15 protein-coding genes are annotated in these 14871 nt (G+C 43.4%); 13 read left to right on the top strand and 2 right to left on the bottom strand.

Annotated features, from left to right (window positions below):
• Together AAA942_RS02930 and ggt are read left to right on the top strand one after the other, a co-directional pair.
• Positions 1 to 2364 carry a prolyl oligopeptidase family serine peptidase gene (locus AAA942_RS02930; protein WP_338218737.1) on the top strand — a complete coding sequence of 788 codons (2364 nt, stop codon included), beginning with the start codon at positions 1 to 3 and terminating at the stop codon, positions 2362 to 2364.
• Positions 2365 to 2367: 3 nt separating this feature from the next.
• Positions 2368 to 4071 carry a gamma-glutamyltransferase gene (gene ggt / locus AAA942_RS02935; protein WP_338218738.1) on the top strand — a complete coding sequence of 568 codons (1704 nt, stop codon included), beginning with the start codon at positions 2368 to 2370 and terminating at the stop codon, positions 4069 to 4071.
• 12 nt (positions 4072 to 4083) lie between these two features.
• Here the strand turns inward: ggt and AAA942_RS02940 are convergent, their stop codons facing one another.
• Positions 4084 to 4680, bottom strand: a complete 597-nt coding sequence (locus tag AAA942_RS02940) for a riboflavin synthase (protein WP_338218739.1) — start codon at positions 4678 to 4680, stop codon at positions 4084 to 4086.
• A gap of 110 nt (positions 4681 to 4790) precedes the next feature.
• On the opposite strand from AAA942_RS02940, the gene AAA942_RS02945 reads away from it, so the two are divergent.
• The 6 genes from AAA942_RS02945 to AAA942_RS02970 all read left to right on the top strand — a co-directional run bounded on the left by AAA942_RS02945 (position 4791) and on the right by AAA942_RS02970 (position 9045).
• Complete coding sequence (locus tag AAA942_RS02945) at positions 4791 to 5450, top strand: protein-L-isoaspartate(D-aspartate) O-methyltransferase (protein WP_338218740.1); 660 nt, start codon at positions 4791 to 4793, stop codon at positions 5448 to 5450.
• A gap of 136 nt (positions 5451 to 5586) precedes the next feature.
• Positions 5587 to 6117: an acyl-CoA thioesterase gene (locus tag AAA942_RS02950; RefSeq protein WP_338218741.1), complete on the top strand. Its 531-nt coding sequence runs from the start codon at positions 5587 to 5589 to the stop codon at positions 6115 to 6117.
• 89 nt (positions 6118 to 6206) lie between these two features.
• Positions 6207 to 6803 (top strand): hypothetical protein, encoded by a 597-nt coding sequence (locus AAA942_RS02955; RefSeq protein ID WP_338218742.1) that lies wholly within the window; start codon positions 6207 to 6209, stop codon positions 6801 to 6803.
• A 6-nt stretch (positions 6804 to 6809) separates the two neighbouring features.
• On the top strand, positions 6810 to 7121 hold the full coding sequence (locus tag AAA942_RS02960) for a DUF3817 domain-containing protein (RefSeq protein ID WP_338218743.1): 312 nt from the start codon (positions 6810 to 6812) through the stop codon (positions 7119 to 7121).
• A 3-nt stretch (positions 7122 to 7124) separates the two neighbouring features.
• Positions 7125 to 8141 carry a hypothetical protein gene (locus AAA942_RS02965; protein WP_338218744.1) on the top strand — a complete coding sequence of 339 codons (1017 nt, stop codon included), beginning with the start codon at positions 7125 to 7127 and terminating at the stop codon, positions 8139 to 8141.
• Positions 8142 to 8160: 19 nt separating this feature from the next.
• Positions 8161 to 9045, top strand: coding sequence for a CorA family divalent cation transporter (locus AAA942_RS02970; RefSeq protein ID WP_338218745.1), 885 nt, complete (start codon positions 8161 to 8163; stop codon positions 9043 to 9045).
• On the opposite strand, the gene rfbA is transcribed toward AAA942_RS02970, so the two are convergent.
• Entirely contained in the window at positions 9038 to 9898 is an 861-nt protein-coding gene (gene rfbA / locus AAA942_RS02975) for a glucose-1-phosphate thymidylyltransferase RfbA (protein ID WP_338218746.1), read from the bottom strand. The genes AAA942_RS02970 and rfbA overlap by 8 nt on opposite strands.
• 90 nt (positions 9899 to 9988) lie before the next feature.
• Here rfbA and AAA942_RS02980 point away from each other — a divergent pair, with 90 nt between their 5' ends.
• The 5 genes from AAA942_RS02980 (at position 9989) to AAA942_RS03000 (ending at position 14871) form a co-directional block, all read left to right on the top strand.
• On the top strand, positions 9989 to 11485 hold the full coding sequence (locus tag AAA942_RS02980) for a glycoside hydrolase family 32 protein (RefSeq protein WP_338218747.1): 1497 nt from the start codon (positions 9989 to 9991) through the stop codon (positions 11483 to 11485).
• Positions 11486 to 11548: 63 nt separating this feature from the next.
• Positions 11549 to 11896, top strand: coding sequence for a hypothetical protein (locus AAA942_RS02985; RefSeq protein ID WP_338218748.1), 348 nt, complete (start codon positions 11549 to 11551; stop codon positions 11894 to 11896).
• 52 nt (positions 11897 to 11948) lie between these two features.
• Complete coding sequence (locus AAA942_RS02990; RefSeq protein ID WP_338218749.1) at positions 11949 to 12443, top strand: hypothetical protein; 495 nt, start codon at positions 11949 to 11951, stop codon at positions 12441 to 12443.
• 36 nt (positions 12444 to 12479) lie between these two features.
• Positions 12480 to 14135 (top strand): sodium-dependent transporter, encoded by a 1656-nt coding sequence (locus AAA942_RS02995; RefSeq protein WP_338218750.1) that lies wholly within the window; start codon positions 12480 to 12482, stop codon positions 14133 to 14135.
• 307 nt (positions 14136 to 14442) lie between these two features.
• A complete protein-coding gene (locus AAA942_RS03000; RefSeq protein ID WP_338218751.1) occupies positions 14443 to 14871 on the top strand; it encodes a (4Fe-4S)-binding protein in 429 nt (142 codons plus the stop codon).

Genomic DNA, 14871 nt, shown 5'->3' on the forward strand with positions numbered 1-14871 from the left:
ATGCAGAAATCCTTCTTTCTGCCCTTGCTTCTCTTCATCACCTTAGGAGTACAGGGTCAGTCCCAATTATCTGTTGATTACATCATGAGAGACCCCAAATGGATGGGGACTTTTCCTTCTTCTCCCAGCTGGAGTGAAGATGGCAAGACGATTTATTTCCAGTACAATCAGGAAAATGATCCTGCAGACTCTTTGTACAAAATCAATTTGAGTGATCCCGGCACTCCTTCTAAAGTTTCACTGCAAGAAAAAAGAAGTCTGGAAAGAGGACTTGAAGCCTTCAATTCAGACAAAACCCTACGTGCCTATCGGGTCAAAAATCAACTGTGGATACAAGACCTAAAGAAAAACAAGGAAGCTTTACTGATGGAATGGCACGAAGCCTTTTCCTCTTTGGGATTTTTGGCTGATGAAAATCTGATTTCATTTAATTCAGGAGGGAACATCTATATCCTGGACAGAACCACCAAGGCTATAAAAAAAGCCACCAGAATAGTTTCCGGTACTAAGCCGGGAAATGGATCTTCCTCCTCCAAAGAGTCCACCTCTTTTTTGGAATCAGAAAACTTGTCCCTGCTTCAGGTGGTAAGGGAAAGAAAGGAAGCTCAGGAAAAATCCAGAGCCTATCGGGAATCTATTCGGGAAGTGTCCAATGAATTTGTTTTTTACACTGAAGGAAAAAATCTCAGCAACCTCCAAATCAGCCCTGATGCAGCGTATGCCACCTTCTCCGTATTCACTCCAAGCAGTAATAAAAACACCAAAGTGCCGGACTATACAGCTGCTTCTGGCTACACCGAGGATCTAAACGCTAGACCCAAAGTCGGGACTAAGCCCAGCAAAATAGAAATCGGAATCTATAACCTGAATAGAGACACGGTTTACTATGTGAGCACCTCCGATTTGCCAGGCATCAAGGACCTTCCTGACTATGTCAAAGATTATCCTGACAAAACTTGGGAAGAAAAAGAGCGGGAAGTAACGCTATCCGGCCCCTATTTCTCTCCCAATGGAAAAAGGGCCATCATTCAAGTCAGATCCTTTGATAACAAGGACCGATGGATTACTGAACTGGATCTTATCTCTGGAAAATTGAAAACTTTGGACCGTCAGCGGGATGAGGCTTGGATAGCGGGCCCAGGTATTGGGTGGTCATTTGGAGGTGGTACTTTAGGTTGGTTACCCGATTCCAGACATATTTACTTTCAATCTGAAGAAACAGGCTACTCTCACCTTTACCTTTTGGATGTGAGTACCGGAGATAAAAAACCACTCACCTCTGGAAGCTACGAGGTATTTGATCCATTTCTTTCCAAAGACAAGAAACACTGGTATCTGACCACTTCTGAAGTGGATCCAGGAGAGAGACACTTTTACAGGATGCCCGTCATGGGAGGTGCCATGGAAAAGCTGACCAGCATGACCGGAGAGAATCAGGCTTTACTTTCCCCAGATGAAAAGAAAATAGCCATTCTCCACTCTTACAGCAATCAGCCCACAGAACTTTATGTTCAAGACAACAAAGCAGGAGCTTCGCCACAAAAGCTGACCTCGGGCCAAAGCGAAGAGTTTAAATCTTACCCTTGGAGAGATCCTCAAATCGTACGTTTTGAGGCCCAAGATGGGGCCAAAGTACCGGCCCGGTTATACCTTCCAGAGCCATCCAAGAAAAATGGAGCTGCTGTGATCTTCGTCCATGGGGCAGGATACCTTCAAAACGTCCACAAATGGTGGAGCAGCTACTTCCGGGAGTACATGTTCCACAATTTATTGACCGACTTGGGCTATACAGTTTTGGATATCGACTATCGGGCTTCTGCAGGATATGGCAGAGATTGGAGAACAGGTATCTATCGACATATGGGAGGAAAAGACCTTTCAGACCAAGTAGATGGTGCAAAATATCTAGTCGCATCTCATAGAGTAGACGCCGATCGTATCGGAATCTATGGAGGTAGCTACGGGGGATTTATTACCCTGATGGCCCTCTTCAATCACCCGGATGTGTTCAAATCCGGAGCAGCCCTTCGCTCTGTAACGGATTGGGCGCACTACAATCACGGCTACACTTCCAATATTCTCAACACACCGGAAGAAGATCCGATCGCTTACCGCCGTTCCTCTCCTATTTACTTTGCAGAAGGACTTCAAGGCAATCTTTTAATCGCACATGGCATGCTAGATGTCAATGTTCACTTCCAGGATGTGGTCCGGCTTTCGCAGCGTCTGATCGAATTAGGTAAGGACAATTGGGAAATGGCTGTCTATCCCGTTGAGGATCACGGCTTTGTTGAGCCGAGTTCATGGGCCGACGAATACAAGCGTATCCTTAAGCTATTCAATACCACCCTCCTACCTGATTAAGTCATGCATTCTTCACGCAAAACCTACCTCAGTTTAGTTTTTATTTTTCTGTTGTTTTCCTGCGGAAAGGAGAATAAACAACCGGAGATAAAGCGGGGCCTAATTGCCGAAAAAGCAATGGTAGTATCTGCAAGAGAAGAAGCTTCAAAAATTGGCTTGGAAATCATCCGGAAAGGCGGAAATGCCTTTGATGCGATGATGGCTACTGAAATGGCACTTGCAGTGACTTATCCGTTTGCCGGGAATCTTGGAGGCGGAGGTTTTGCTGTTTACCGCCTGGCCAATGGTGAAATCGGATCCATTGACTACAGAGAAAAAGCACCCCTAGCTGCCGACAAAGACATGTATCTGGATGAAAATGGAGAGTTTCTCCCCCAGCTTAGTACAAAAGGTGCATTGGCTTCTGGGGTTCCAGGGACAATAGCCGGGATTTTTGAAGCCCAAGGCAAATATGGAAAGCTCAGCCCAGAGGAAATCCTTCAGCCGGTCATCGATCTGGCCAGAAATGGTTTTGTAATCACAGAAAATCAAGCCCAACGCCTACAGCGAGTAAGAGCATTAGTGGTAGAAGTCAATGGTCCTGAAACCTTTTTCAATCGAGACTTTCAGCCAGGAGATACCTTGAAAATCCCTATTTTGGCTGCCACCTTAGAGCGAATTGCTAAAAATGGAAGAGATGAATTTTACAAAGGAGAAACCGCAAAAATTCTTGCCAAACATATGCAGGACAAGGGCGGAATCATCACCGAAGAAGATCTCGCCTCCTATGAGGCCGTTTGGAGAGACCCAGTGGTATTCGATTACAGAGATCTACGGGTGATTTCCATGGCACCTCCCAGTTCTGGGGGAATTACTCTAGGCCAAATCCTCAAAATGATTGAACCCTTCGATCTGAAGAATTTAGGACATCATTCTACGGAATATATCCAAGTATTAGTAGAAGCTGAACGAAGAGCCTATGCCGACAGAAATTATTTTCTGGGTGATCCCGATTTTGTTAAAATTCCTGTAAACCAACTACTTGACACCGACTACCTGAAGTCAAGAATGGAATCTTTTTCTTGGGCAAAAGCCACCAAATCTGAGGAAATTGCCCAGGGTGAAATTCTTTTCTCAGAAAGCATGGAGACTACCCACTACTCTATTTTGGACAGTGAGGGGAATGCCATTTCGATTACTACCACCCTGAATGGAGGCTACGGTTCCAAGCTTTTTGTGGATGAATTGGGCTTTTTTATGAACAATGAAATGGATGACTTCAGTGCCAAGCCCGGAACCCCGAATATGTTTGGACTGATCGGAGCAGAAGCCAACAGTATTGCACCTGGCAAAAGGATGCTCAGTTCCATGACTCCTACTTTGGTAGAAAAAGACGGTAAACTCTGGATGGTCGTGGGTACTCCCGGTGGTTCGACGATCATTACCTCCGTTTTGCAGACCATTCTCAATGTCGCTGAGTTTGGCATGGGAATGCAGGAAGCAGTCGAAGCTCCCCGCTTTCACCACCAATGGCTTCCTGATTTGGTCAATTTTGAACCCGGCTCTTTTGATTCTCTTCTGATTCAAGGACTAAAGGCCAAAGGATACCTGATTAATGAAGGCAACAGCCCTGTAATCGGCAAAGTGGACGCCATTCTGGTTTTGCCTGACGGAAGACTGGAAGGGGGCGCAGATCCCCGGGGAGATGATCGGGCGGCAGGGTTTTAAACTACTTAAAGGCTATTCTTCGGGATAGCCTTTTAGCATTCTGGCGATGTATTTTCCCACGATATCAAACTCCAAATTGACCTCGTCTCCTACTTGTAGCTGATGAAAATTGGTGTGTTCGTAGGTGTAAGGAATGATAGCCACTGAAAACTGTCCCGGACCACTATTGAAGCAAGTCAGACTCGTTCCGTTGATGGTGATAGAGCCCTTTTCCACGGTCACATTTCCGGTGGAGTCGGCATATTCAAAGTCGAAAATCCAAGAACCATCCTGATCACTGATTCTTTTGACTTTTCCAATCTGATCCACATGCCCCTGGACAATGTGTCCGTCAAATCGACCATTTGCCGGCATGCAGCGCTCTAGGTTAACCTTTTTTCCCTCTTTCCATGAAGAAAGATTGGTCTTGTCCAACGTTTCCTGAACTGCCGTCACCCTATATTCTTCATCCGAAGTTTTGACCACCGTGAGACAAACTCCATCATGGGCAAGGGATTGATCTATCTTTAATTCGGATGCCAAAGGAGAAGTCAAATCAAAATGAATATTCGTGCCTTCCTGGGTAATTTTTTTGATCGTCCCAAAAGCTTCTATGATTCCTGTAAACATGGATTTATTCTAAGGTTCAAACACTCAATGAATAAGCAAAAATTGCCCAATTCGGTTTCAAAGTAAGGGAATTATTGCTTTATCTTCGGCAAGAAAACCAGCGACCTTACATGCTCAAATTAGAAGACACCTACCTTCATCAGGGAAAAAGAAGGGCTCTTGTCCAAGAAATCAAAGCCAAAGGGATTAGAAGCGAGCGGGTGCTGGATGCCATTCTTACCCTCCCGAGGCATTTCTTTTTTGATACTGCTCTGATTTCTCATGCGTATGAAGACAAGGCTTTTCCGATTGGTGAAGGTCAGACTATCTCCCAACCCTACACCGTAGCATTCCAAACCGAGCTATTAGAAGTAAAGCCAGGTGATCGGGTTTTGGAAATCGGAACAGGTTCAGGCTATCAGGCTTGCATTCTTCATATTTTGGGAGCGGAGGTATTTACTATCGAGTATCAAAAGAAGCTTTTTGAAAAAACCCAGCGCTTTCTCAAGCGATTGGGAATAGAAATGCATCTTTTCTATGGAGATGGTACAGGGGGCCTTCCTCAGTATGCCCCCTTCGATAAAATCATCGTGACAGCAGGAGCTCCTGTGGTGCCGGAGGCCCTTATCAGTCAACTGAAAATCGGTGGGATTTTGGTAATCCCGGTAGGAGACCGAAAGCGTCAGACCATGGTGAAAATCACCAAAAAATCCTCGAAAGAAGTGATTAAAGAGGAGTTTGAAGGTTTTGCTTTTGTCCCTTTGTTGGGCAAAGATGGCTGGAAAGGATAAGCTTTTTTATATTCTCCCCTATTCCTAGTTCAATAAATGTTGAAAATTTCATTTTTATAGAATTAAATTTGGAATTAGTGATTTTGATTCGATAGATCAGAATTTTATTTTTACTTTTGTTCAAATCTGAAATTTTATGGCGAAGAAGAAGTTTGCGAAAGATTCCGTAACCATCATGACGGAGATGGTTTTGCCCAATGACACCAATACACTGAATAACCTCATGGGAGGTCGGTTGATGCATTGGATGGATATTGTGGCTGCCATTGCTGCTCAAAAACATTCCAACCGAATTGTAGTCACTGCTTCGGCAGATAGCATTTCCTTCAAGCAGCCCATCAACCTGGGCAATGTCGTTACACTAAAAGCTCAAGTCACCCGGGCATTCAACTCCTCCATGGAGGTATTTATCGAAGTGACTGCAGAGGATATCCCTGCAAGTAAAAAAATCATGACTCATCGGGCATTTTTCACCTTTGTGGCAGTGGATCAAAACGGTAGACCTATTGAGATACCCGAGGTAGTTGCCGAATCAGAAGAAGAAAAAGAATTGTATGAAGGTGCTTTGAGAAGAAGACAATTGCGTTTGGTGTTGGCCAAACGAATGAAGCCGGAAGATGCTCAGGAGCTTAAGTCCATCTTTAATCTGGAAGGACCTACGACTTGATCGGGATTCACCAAATCAGAAATGGATTTTTCGCGGATTAAATCCATTTCTGACTTGGCCGATCGGCATTTTTTACCCAATTTTCCCTCATGGATACCATGAGTTTTGAAGAGTTAAGTTCCTTTCTCCAGGAAGACATTTTTTTAATTCCTGAGGAAAAACCCCTCTATTCCGGAGGACAAATAAAAGATGCTCCTCAGGTGAAGGAAGAAAGAGAAAAACTCGAGATACCTGAGCCTATAATGGCCACTCCAAAAATCGAAAATACCCCCGAACAGGTCATAGAAGAGGAAATCACTCCCGAACCGATTCAGGTAAGAGGAAATTTCACCAAAGGCATCTTGGTACTTCATGAGGAGTCCGAACTCCTTCCTGAGGTCATGGAAATGCTGGTGAAAATGATAAATGCCTGCGGACATTCAATGAATGAAATCGGCCTTTTATCCTCTGAGGCTCTTGGGAATCGCAGCATGGAGGATTTTATGGCACTAAATGCTCATACTGTTCTGAAGTTTGGAAGAATCAAGCATCCAATCAATGCAATCCCCGCCCAACTCTATGAAATTCACTCAGAAGAAGAAACAGAGTTCCTTTTTGCCGATTCTCTTACGGTGATTTCTGAAGACCGGGAATTGAAATCCAGACTTTGGAAGTCTTTGAAAGTTTTATTCAACATTACCTCCTGATAGCTCATGAATGCAGAACAGACCCTTTGGGCACGTAGATTTAAATGGATCAGTATTTTGGAAGGAATTTCCTTTTTGCTGCTTCTTTTCATTGCCATGCCTTTGAAATACATCTATGATTTTCCTCAAGCGGTGACTTATGTTGGCTGGGCACATGGACTCCTGTTTATACTTTACATTTACGTGGTCTTTCCCACTGCTCAGAAACTGAAGTGGGAATTTGGGAGAACTTTTTTTGCACTGTTTGCCTCTATCCTTCCCTTTGGGCCATTTATTTTCGACAGAAACTTGAAGAAAAGTCAACATGTGAATCTGTAAGCCATGGCCTTGATCAGTAAAAAGAAAGTCATCTATCCCATCAGCGCAGGACTGAGACGATATCTGATCAAATACGGGCGGGAAGTCGATATTCCGATACACTACCATGAGCTACTTCGCTATTCCAATTCCATCGCGCTTTACGATTCCAAAGATCAGGATACCTTTTGGGAGACTGTCTTCTACGATCAAAGCGATCGGGAAGAAATCCACCTGAACGTCAAAAAAATCTATGCCCTGCTCAAGGCCGGAGGGGACATGAGCGTAATGGAACATTTGTACATTGACCGAATTGACCTGTGCATTTACGGGAATACCCAGCCATTTCGGGTGAGGATTGTCAATCGAATCAACGATAATTTCGACTACTTCTACATCAAAAATGCGGATGCGTCCAGAGTTTACGGTTTGGAACTGGAAGATTTGCTTTCTCCCAACAGAATTAGCTATCTCGTTCATCAAAATACCTTGATAGAGGAGCATATTGCAGGGATTCCGGGTGATAAATTCATGCGACAGCACATGGATGATCCGAACATGAATCCCATTCGTTTGGCTAAAGAATTCGTCAAATTCAACGAACGCTGCTTTGTGCGATTACTTGGGGACATGCATTCTTCCAATTTTGTGGTGGATGTCACTCCAGACTTTGAAGAGACCCATTATCGGATTCGGGCAATAGATTTTGATCAGCAATCCTACGAAGGCAAAAAATCGATTTATCTCCCACAATATTTTAAAGAAAACAATGCCTTGATCAATCTCGGAATGCAGTTTATTACTCCCGAGTCCATGCGGCAGTATCAAAAAGAAGAGAGAGCACTTATAGCCACACGGCTCAAGTCCTCCCATAAAGAAATCGAGGATATACTCCACACTATGGAAAAGGATAAAATTTCGCTTCCAGAAAATGTTGATTCTTTAAAGAAGGATTTGGCAAAACACTATAAGAATGATAAATTTTTAACCTGTCAAAACATGGGAGGAATCCTGAGAAAAAGTTTGGAACAGGTCTTATAACCCTGAAACAAGAAAAAAGATGGCTCTTACGATCAAGGATTATCCCGGTTTTCAATGGTTTGACTTTGTCAATCCAAAAAAGAGTGAGCTCCGACAGTGTTTTGAAGATCATGGAGGAAATTCCCACCTGATGGACGATATCCTGGAAGTAGGGCATTTGCCCAAGATTGAGAAAATCAAATCTTCCACTTTTCTCCTTTTCAGAGCTGTTTCGCATAAAATTTCAGGTGAAAGATCAACTATTTCTCAGCTTACCAACAAGATTGGTTTTTTCTATAATGATTCGGTTTTAATCACCGCACATCAAAAGGAATTCGAGTTTTTGGAAGAAATTCAACAAGACGTCAACATCAACTCTTCTGAGGAATTGATGCTCAAAATCCTGGAAGCCATGTTGAATACCTATCTCGTGCCGGCTCAGTGGCTATCGGACAAAATGGACTCCTTTGAGGCCGAAATTTTTCTTAAGGACCACAAAAAAATGTCAATTGAAAGCCTCTATTTTGACAAAGCGAAAGCAAGGGCATGCAAAAAACTGATTTTGCTTACCCAGTCGGTCATGAACCAAATCCAGGTAAACCCCACCCACTTGACCAAGCTGCAGGACTTGAAAGAAACGGCTTCGAGCTTGTTTTTTCAGTTTGATGAGGCCCTGGATGATGCCCAAGCTCTACTTAATACCTATATGTCGCTCACTTCCCAAAAAACCAACGAGGTGATGAAACTGCTGACTATCTTTTCAGCTTTTTTCCTCCCTCTCACCTTTATCGTTGGGGTTTACGGAATGAACTTCGAGCTAATGCCTGAATTGAAGTGGGAATATGGCTACTTTGTCATTTGGGGTCTGATGGTAACCATGTCCATATTTATTTACATCTGGTTTAAGAAAAATAAATTCATTTGACCAAGCGGCGCAAATAGGTGCCATAACCGCTTTTCCCCAACTTTTCAGCGGCCTTCAGTAATTCTTCCTTGCCTATAAATCTGTTTCTGTAGGCGATTTCTTCAATACAGCCGATTTTCAATCCCTGTCTTTCTTCGATGACTTCCACGAATTGAGCAGCTTGGAGCAGTGATTGATGTGTACCGGTATCCAACCAAGCTGTACCTCGATTCAGGATGGCGACCTGAAGTTTGCCCTTTTTCAGATACTCATTATTGATATCGGTGATCTCCAATTCCCCTCTTGGGCTAGGCTTGATTTTTTTGGCTATTTCCACTACCTGGTTGTCATAAAAATACAAACCTGGCACTGCAAAATTTGACTTCGGGTTAGCTGGCTTTTCTTCAATGGAAATGGCTTTTTGGTCCTCATCAAACTCCACTACTCCATACCGCTCAGGGTCGTTGACATGGTAGGCAAATACCACTCCCCCATCCGGATCAGTATTTTCCTGCAGGGTCTTTTGTAAACCTGACCCGTAAAAAATATTATCACCAAGGACTAAGGCCACTTTGTCCTTTCCTATGAACTTTTCTCCAATGATAAAGGCTTGAGCCAAGCCATCCGGACTCGGCTGGACTGCATATTCAAAGCGGCAACCCACCTGAGAACCATCCCCCAATAGTTTCTGAAAAGAAGCCGAATCTTCGGGAGTAGTAATGATTAACACCTCTCTAATCCCTGCCATCATTAATACTGAAAGCGGATAGTAAATCATTGGCTTATCGTAAACAGGCATTAATTGCTTGCTGACGGAGATAGTCAAGGGGTAAAGTCGCGTTCCGGAACCACCGGCTAAAATGATACCTTTCATAAACAGTTGATAAAATGAATCCCCAAAGCTAAGCGATATCTGTTATTTTTGACTCAGTTTCATACAAAAGTCCCCCATTCTGATGAGCCGATGATTTCTAAAAACGCTTTTTCGATTCTGATTCTGTTAATTGCTTTAGGGACTGCATCCTGCCAAAAACAAACGGAGGTTACCTTCCAAAGTGCTAATCTTGAGCCATATCGCCCGATTTATCATTTTGCTCCTGAATCAGGCTGGATGAATGATCCCAATGGAATGGTTTACCTGGATGGGAATTATCACCTCTTTTTTCAGCATTACCCAGATACTACAGTTTGGGGACCAATGCATTGGGGACACGCAGTCACCGAAAATTTGACTGACTGGAAAGAGCTTTCCATCGCTTTATATCCGGATAGTTTGGGTTATATCTTTTCAGGAAGTGCAGTATTCGATGCAGAAAACAGTTCTCAGCTGGGAACGGAGTCCAATCCTCCTTTGGTAGCCCTTTACACCTATCATGATATGGCAGGTGAAAAATCAGGAAAAACAGACTACCAAAGTCAGGCTTTGGCTTACTCACTGGATAAGGGAAAAACATGGGAGAAGTACCAAGGAAACCCGGTCCTCCCCAATCAGGGCATAAAAGATTTCAGAGATCCAAAGGTATTTCAGTGGGTAAATGCAGAAGGAAAAAAAGAATGGATCATGACCCTCGCTGTGATGGACCGGATTCAGTTTTATGGTTCTGAAAATCTGCTTACTTGGACTTTGAAGAGTGAGTTTGGCCAAGGTATCGGAGCCCATGGAGGAGTTTGGGAATGTCCCGACCTGATTCCGTTTACCCTGGCAGACGGAAGCCAAAAATGGGTCTTACTGGTAAGCATTAATCCCGGAGGTCCTCAAAAAGGATCTGCCACTCAATACTTCATAGGGCAATTTGAAAACGGGGTTTTCACTCCGGATGATACGATGATTAGATGGCTGGATTATGGTCCTGACAACTATGCAGGAGTCACCTGGTCCAATCTGCCTAAAGACCAAAACCGAACGCTTTTCATTGGTTGGATGAGCAATTGGCTCTATGGTCAAGAAGTACCCACTGAGAGATGGAGGTCTTCCATGACCACTCCTAGAGAACTCTCCCTTTTTGAAGTCAATGGAACTCTACTTTTGAAGTCTGCACCTGCGGAAGAGCTGACCCAATTGAGAAATGCAAGTTTTCAAGTTAATTCCAATGAAAGCGGCCTTCCTTCGGAAGCTTTCGAAATCACAGCATCGATCGAAAACTCAGAAAATTTCAACCTATACCTCAGCAATGAAAATGGAGACAGTCTTAGAATTTTCAAAGAAGGAAATCTAGTATCATTGGATCGCTCCAAATCGGGGATTACAGATTTCCATGAAGACTTTGCCGCTGTATTTTCAGCCCCTATGAGTTGGGAAGCCACTTCAATCCGGATTTTTGTAGATGCTCACTCGGTAGAGATTTTTGTCAACGAAGGGGAATTGGTACTGACTGCATTGGTCTTCCCTACCTCTCCATGGAAAAAATTAGCCTCAATTAATGGCCTGGATGATGTGATGATATTTGACTTGAAAAAATAAATTTAACACCCATTGTTAATTTGATTTTTATTATTGAACCTTCGCAAAGTTTTTGCTGAATCCATGATAAGAAGGCTGGCTATATCATTTCTTTCCCTCAGTTGGGTGCTGGGATTTTGTAGCTTTTTTCTCCTGTCCACTCCTGATTTTACTCAAGTAAATACTCAACAGGAAGTTAAGATTCAATCTGTGGATTTGGTTCGTTTTTCCTCAACCGTTCCTCAGCAGATTAAAGTTGAGATTCCGACATTCAAAATTGACTGGAACAGTTTTGGAAAGTTCAATGCGGAAGATCTGTTCAGATTATTGCCTTTACAAAAGGCAAGCTTACAAATCCTCGAAGAGCAGTATAGACCTAAGTCTCTCTTCGATGTCAAAATCACCTTCCTCCATTTCTTTTTCACCTGGTAGAGATTTCTGAATTCCGTTCAATTCAATTCAGAAATTAATATCTACTCAACTCATGATCGACATGGATCCTGGGACACTTATCGTGTCCACTTTATTCATGGCTGCATTTATTGCGCCATTTGTCTACCACAATATCAAATCAAAAAAGGTGGTGACCCAACAAAATGACTCTTTTAACTCTCTCGCTGGACAATCCGGAGCCAAGCCCGAAGTCAGGGAACGATGGAGAAACATCTACCAAATCGGACTGGATAGGGATAAAAAAATACTGGTTTATCAACGCTATGGGGAAAAGCCAATGGAATCTGCGGTTGACCTGAAGAAAATCAGCAAAGTGAGCGTAGAAGAAAAAGCGCATACAGTAGTGGTGGAAAAAGAAAAACGGGTGATCCTAGACTACCTGGCCTTGAATCTCTATCCCAAAGACAAAGAACAAGGCCCCATATCACTTGAATTTTACGATGGAGAACTATTCACAGACTTGTTAGGTGAGCGTCTGCTGGCCAATCAATGGAAAAGTAATTTGGATCAGTTAATCACTCATTAAAATCCCGGGGAGGAGTCTTCCTTCCCTGCTTTTCCTATGACTAAAACCAACGAATCTTGGGGATCAAGAACCGGACTCATCCTAGCTATGGCAGGTAATGCCGTGGGACTAGGCAACTTTCTCCGCTTTCCTGTTCAGGCAATTGAAAACGGTGGGGGAACTTTTATCATCCCCTATTTGGTCTGTTTCCTTTTGATGGGCTTGCCCCTGCTTTTTATCGAATGGTCCTTGGGACGATTTGGGGGGAAAAGCGGCAATCACAGTACACCGTATATTTTGGAATCCATGGGTTCAAAGCCCATTTGGAAATATATCGGTGTATTTGGGATCTTCACCAATATCGCTGTAGTTGCTTATTACACCTACATCGAATCCTGGACGCTTATCTATGTGGTCCACACCCTCTTGGGCACCTTCACTGGATGGAGCAAAGAGGAAATCAGTAGCTTTTTTACCCAGTATGTCCAGCTGGAAGGTGCAGATTTTGGAGTTCCCTATTTTCCGCTCTTGGTCTACCTTTTCGTTCTTGGAATCAATGTTTTCATCCTATCTACCGGTCTTGGGGGGATAGAAAAAGTAGCCAAAATCGGGATGCCTTTATTGATCCTCTTTGGGGTGATTTTGGCAGTGAAAGGATGGACCATGGGGAGCAGCTATGCTTCTGAGGAGTTTCCTGATGCGAATGCCTGGGATGGGATTAATTTCCTTTGGACTCCCCAATTCACTTCTCTGGCAGACCCCAGGGTCTGGCTGGCAGCTGCGGGGCAGATCTTTTTCACCCTGTCTGTAGGCATGGGGTCCATTCAGTGCTATGCATCCTATCTGAAAGCCAATGAGGACATTGCCTTAAATTCCATGACAGCTGGATTCACCAATGAATTTGTGGAAGTGCTTCTGGGAAGTGCTATCGTCATCCCAATAGCTGCCGGATTTTTGGGATTGGATTGGGTATTGGAAAATGCCGGTTTTGGGATGGCCTTTCAGACTATGCCTTATCTGTTTCAGCAGTGGGGAGGTATTTTTTCGGTGATCGCGGGGGTGTCTTGGTTTGGACTTTTGTTTTTCGCAGGTATCACTTCCTCGCTTGCCATGGGGACTCCTTGGATGGGGTTTATGAAAGACGAGTTTGGATGGAGCAGAAATAAAGGAGCCTGGTCTTTTGGACTTTTGGCCTTAATCATGGGGATTCCTACCGTACTTTTTTATTCCTATGGGTATTTCGACGAGTATGACTATTGGGCCGGGACGGTCAGCTTGGTGATTTTTGCCTTGCTGGAAACCATTCTTTTCTCTTGGGTTTTTGGGATAGATCGAGGATGGAATGAACTCAACCGGGGCGCAGATATCGAATTGCCTTTGTTCTTTAAATGGGTGATGAAGTACCTCACTCCTATTCTTCTCCTTTTGGTATTTGCTGGAGCTCTTTTTACTCCGGAGAACAACGATTGGTCGGGCGCCTTTCAGCAATTGATCAAAGGAGAGGGATGGACGCTGGATTCAGAATCTCTTCTGGCTAAATTATCTTTTAAGGATATTTATTTGGAAATGGAAAAAGATCCGGAGAAAAAAGCCTTTCTAGAGTTGAAAATCAAGTTTTCCGGTTGGGCCAGAACTCAACTGGTACTCCTTTTTCTATTCATTACCGGGATAGTTTGGTATGCATCTTCACTTCGAAAATCACAAAAATCATGAATTCGTCAGCAATAATTCTCGTCATTCTCACGCAGGGATCTGTATTGGGTATTACCGCCTATTGCTTTTACCGAGTTTTAAAAAAACCTGATCCAAACGCCTAATTGAAATCAATCCCTGTCTTCTCATTAGGACAGGGATTTTTCTTTGGCCAAAAGCAGTGAGAAATGAATCCTTTTTGGTAAACTTAAGAGAGCATCTGTTTTGACTCTATTTTAAGATTTGAGGTATTTACGCTTTATTCTATCCAAAGGCGATTAATTTAAAAATACCGGAAACCTGAATTGAAAAACTACATTTTATAACCATGGGCGAAATAAAAAAAGAATACAGTAATGGCGAGGTGACCATCACTTGGGAACCGAAGAAATGCATTCATTCTGCCAATTGTGTCAAAGGCTTGCCTGCCGTCTTTGATTCACAAAAGAAGCCTTGGATTGATCCGATGGGTGCAGAAACTGACCAAATCGTATCCCAAATCCAAAAATGCCCAAGCGGAGCATTGGGTTATTATTTTGAGGATAAAGAGAATAAGGTAGCTGAAAATACCCAATCAGAACAGATCGTGGAAGTTGTCTCCAATGGCCCCCTGATGGTTTATGGAAACCTTCAGGTAAAATTGCCTGACGGAGAGATCAAAAAGCAGTTTAAAGTATCAGCGTTTTGCCGGTGTGGAAGCAGCGCAAACAAGCCCTTTTGTGATAGTACGCATAAAAAAATAGGATTCCAAGGATAA

It is taken from the genome of Algoriphagus sp. oki45 (assembly GCF_036245605.1).
Classification (GTDB): domain Bacteria; phylum Bacteroidota; class Bacteroidia; order Cytophagales; family Cyclobacteriaceae; genus Algoriphagus.

Excerpts from the sequence above, each read along its gene's own strand:
- AAA942_RS02930 (WP_338218737.1), top strand. The coding sequence starts at position 1 with ATGCAGAAATCCTTCTTTCTGCCCTTGCTTCTCTTCATCACCTTAGGA.
- ggt (WP_338218738.1), top strand. The coding sequence starts at position 2,368 with ATGCATTCTTCACGCAAAACCTACCTCAGTTTAGTTTTTATTTTTCTG.
- AAA942_RS02940 (WP_338218739.1), bottom strand. The coding sequence starts at position 4,680 with ATGTTTACAGGAATCATAGAAGCTTTTGGGACGATCAAAAAAATTACC.
- AAA942_RS02945 (WP_338218740.1), top strand. The coding sequence starts at position 4,791 with ATGCTCAAATTAGAAGACACCTACCTTCATCAGGGAAAAAGAAGGGCT.
- AAA942_RS02950 (WP_338218741.1), top strand. The coding sequence starts at position 5,587 with ATGGCGAAGAAGAAGTTTGCGAAAGATTCCGTAACCATCATGACGGAG.
- AAA942_RS02955 (WP_338218742.1), top strand. The coding sequence starts at position 6,207 with ATGGATACCATGAGTTTTGAAGAGTTAAGTTCCTTTCTCCAGGAAGAC.
- AAA942_RS02960 (WP_338218743.1), top strand. The coding sequence starts at position 6,810 with ATGAATGCAGAACAGACCCTTTGGGCACGTAGATTTAAATGGATCAGT.
- AAA942_RS02965 (WP_338218744.1), top strand. The coding sequence starts at position 7,125 with ATGGCCTTGATCAGTAAAAAGAAAGTCATCTATCCCATCAGCGCAGGA.
- AAA942_RS02970 (WP_338218745.1), top strand. The coding sequence starts at position 8,161 with ATGGCTCTTACGATCAAGGATTATCCCGGTTTTCAATGGTTTGACTTT.
- rfbA (WP_338218746.1), bottom strand. The coding sequence starts at position 9,898 with ATGAAAGGTATCATTTTAGCCGGTGGTTCCGGAACGCGACTTTACCCC.
- AAA942_RS02980 (WP_338218747.1), top strand. The coding sequence starts at position 9,989 with ATGATTTCTAAAAACGCTTTTTCGATTCTGATTCTGTTAATTGCTTTA.
- AAA942_RS02985 (WP_338218748.1), top strand. The coding sequence starts at position 11,549 with ATGATAAGAAGGCTGGCTATATCATTTCTTTCCCTCAGTTGGGTGCTG.
- AAA942_RS02990 (WP_338218749.1), top strand. The coding sequence starts at position 11,949 with ATGATCGACATGGATCCTGGGACACTTATCGTGTCCACTTTATTCATG.
- AAA942_RS02995 (WP_338218750.1), top strand. The coding sequence starts at position 12,480 with ATGACTAAAACCAACGAATCTTGGGGATCAAGAACCGGACTCATCCTA.
- AAA942_RS03000 (WP_338218751.1), top strand. The coding sequence starts at position 14,443 with ATGGGCGAAATAAAAAAAGAATACAGTAATGGCGAGGTGACCATCACT.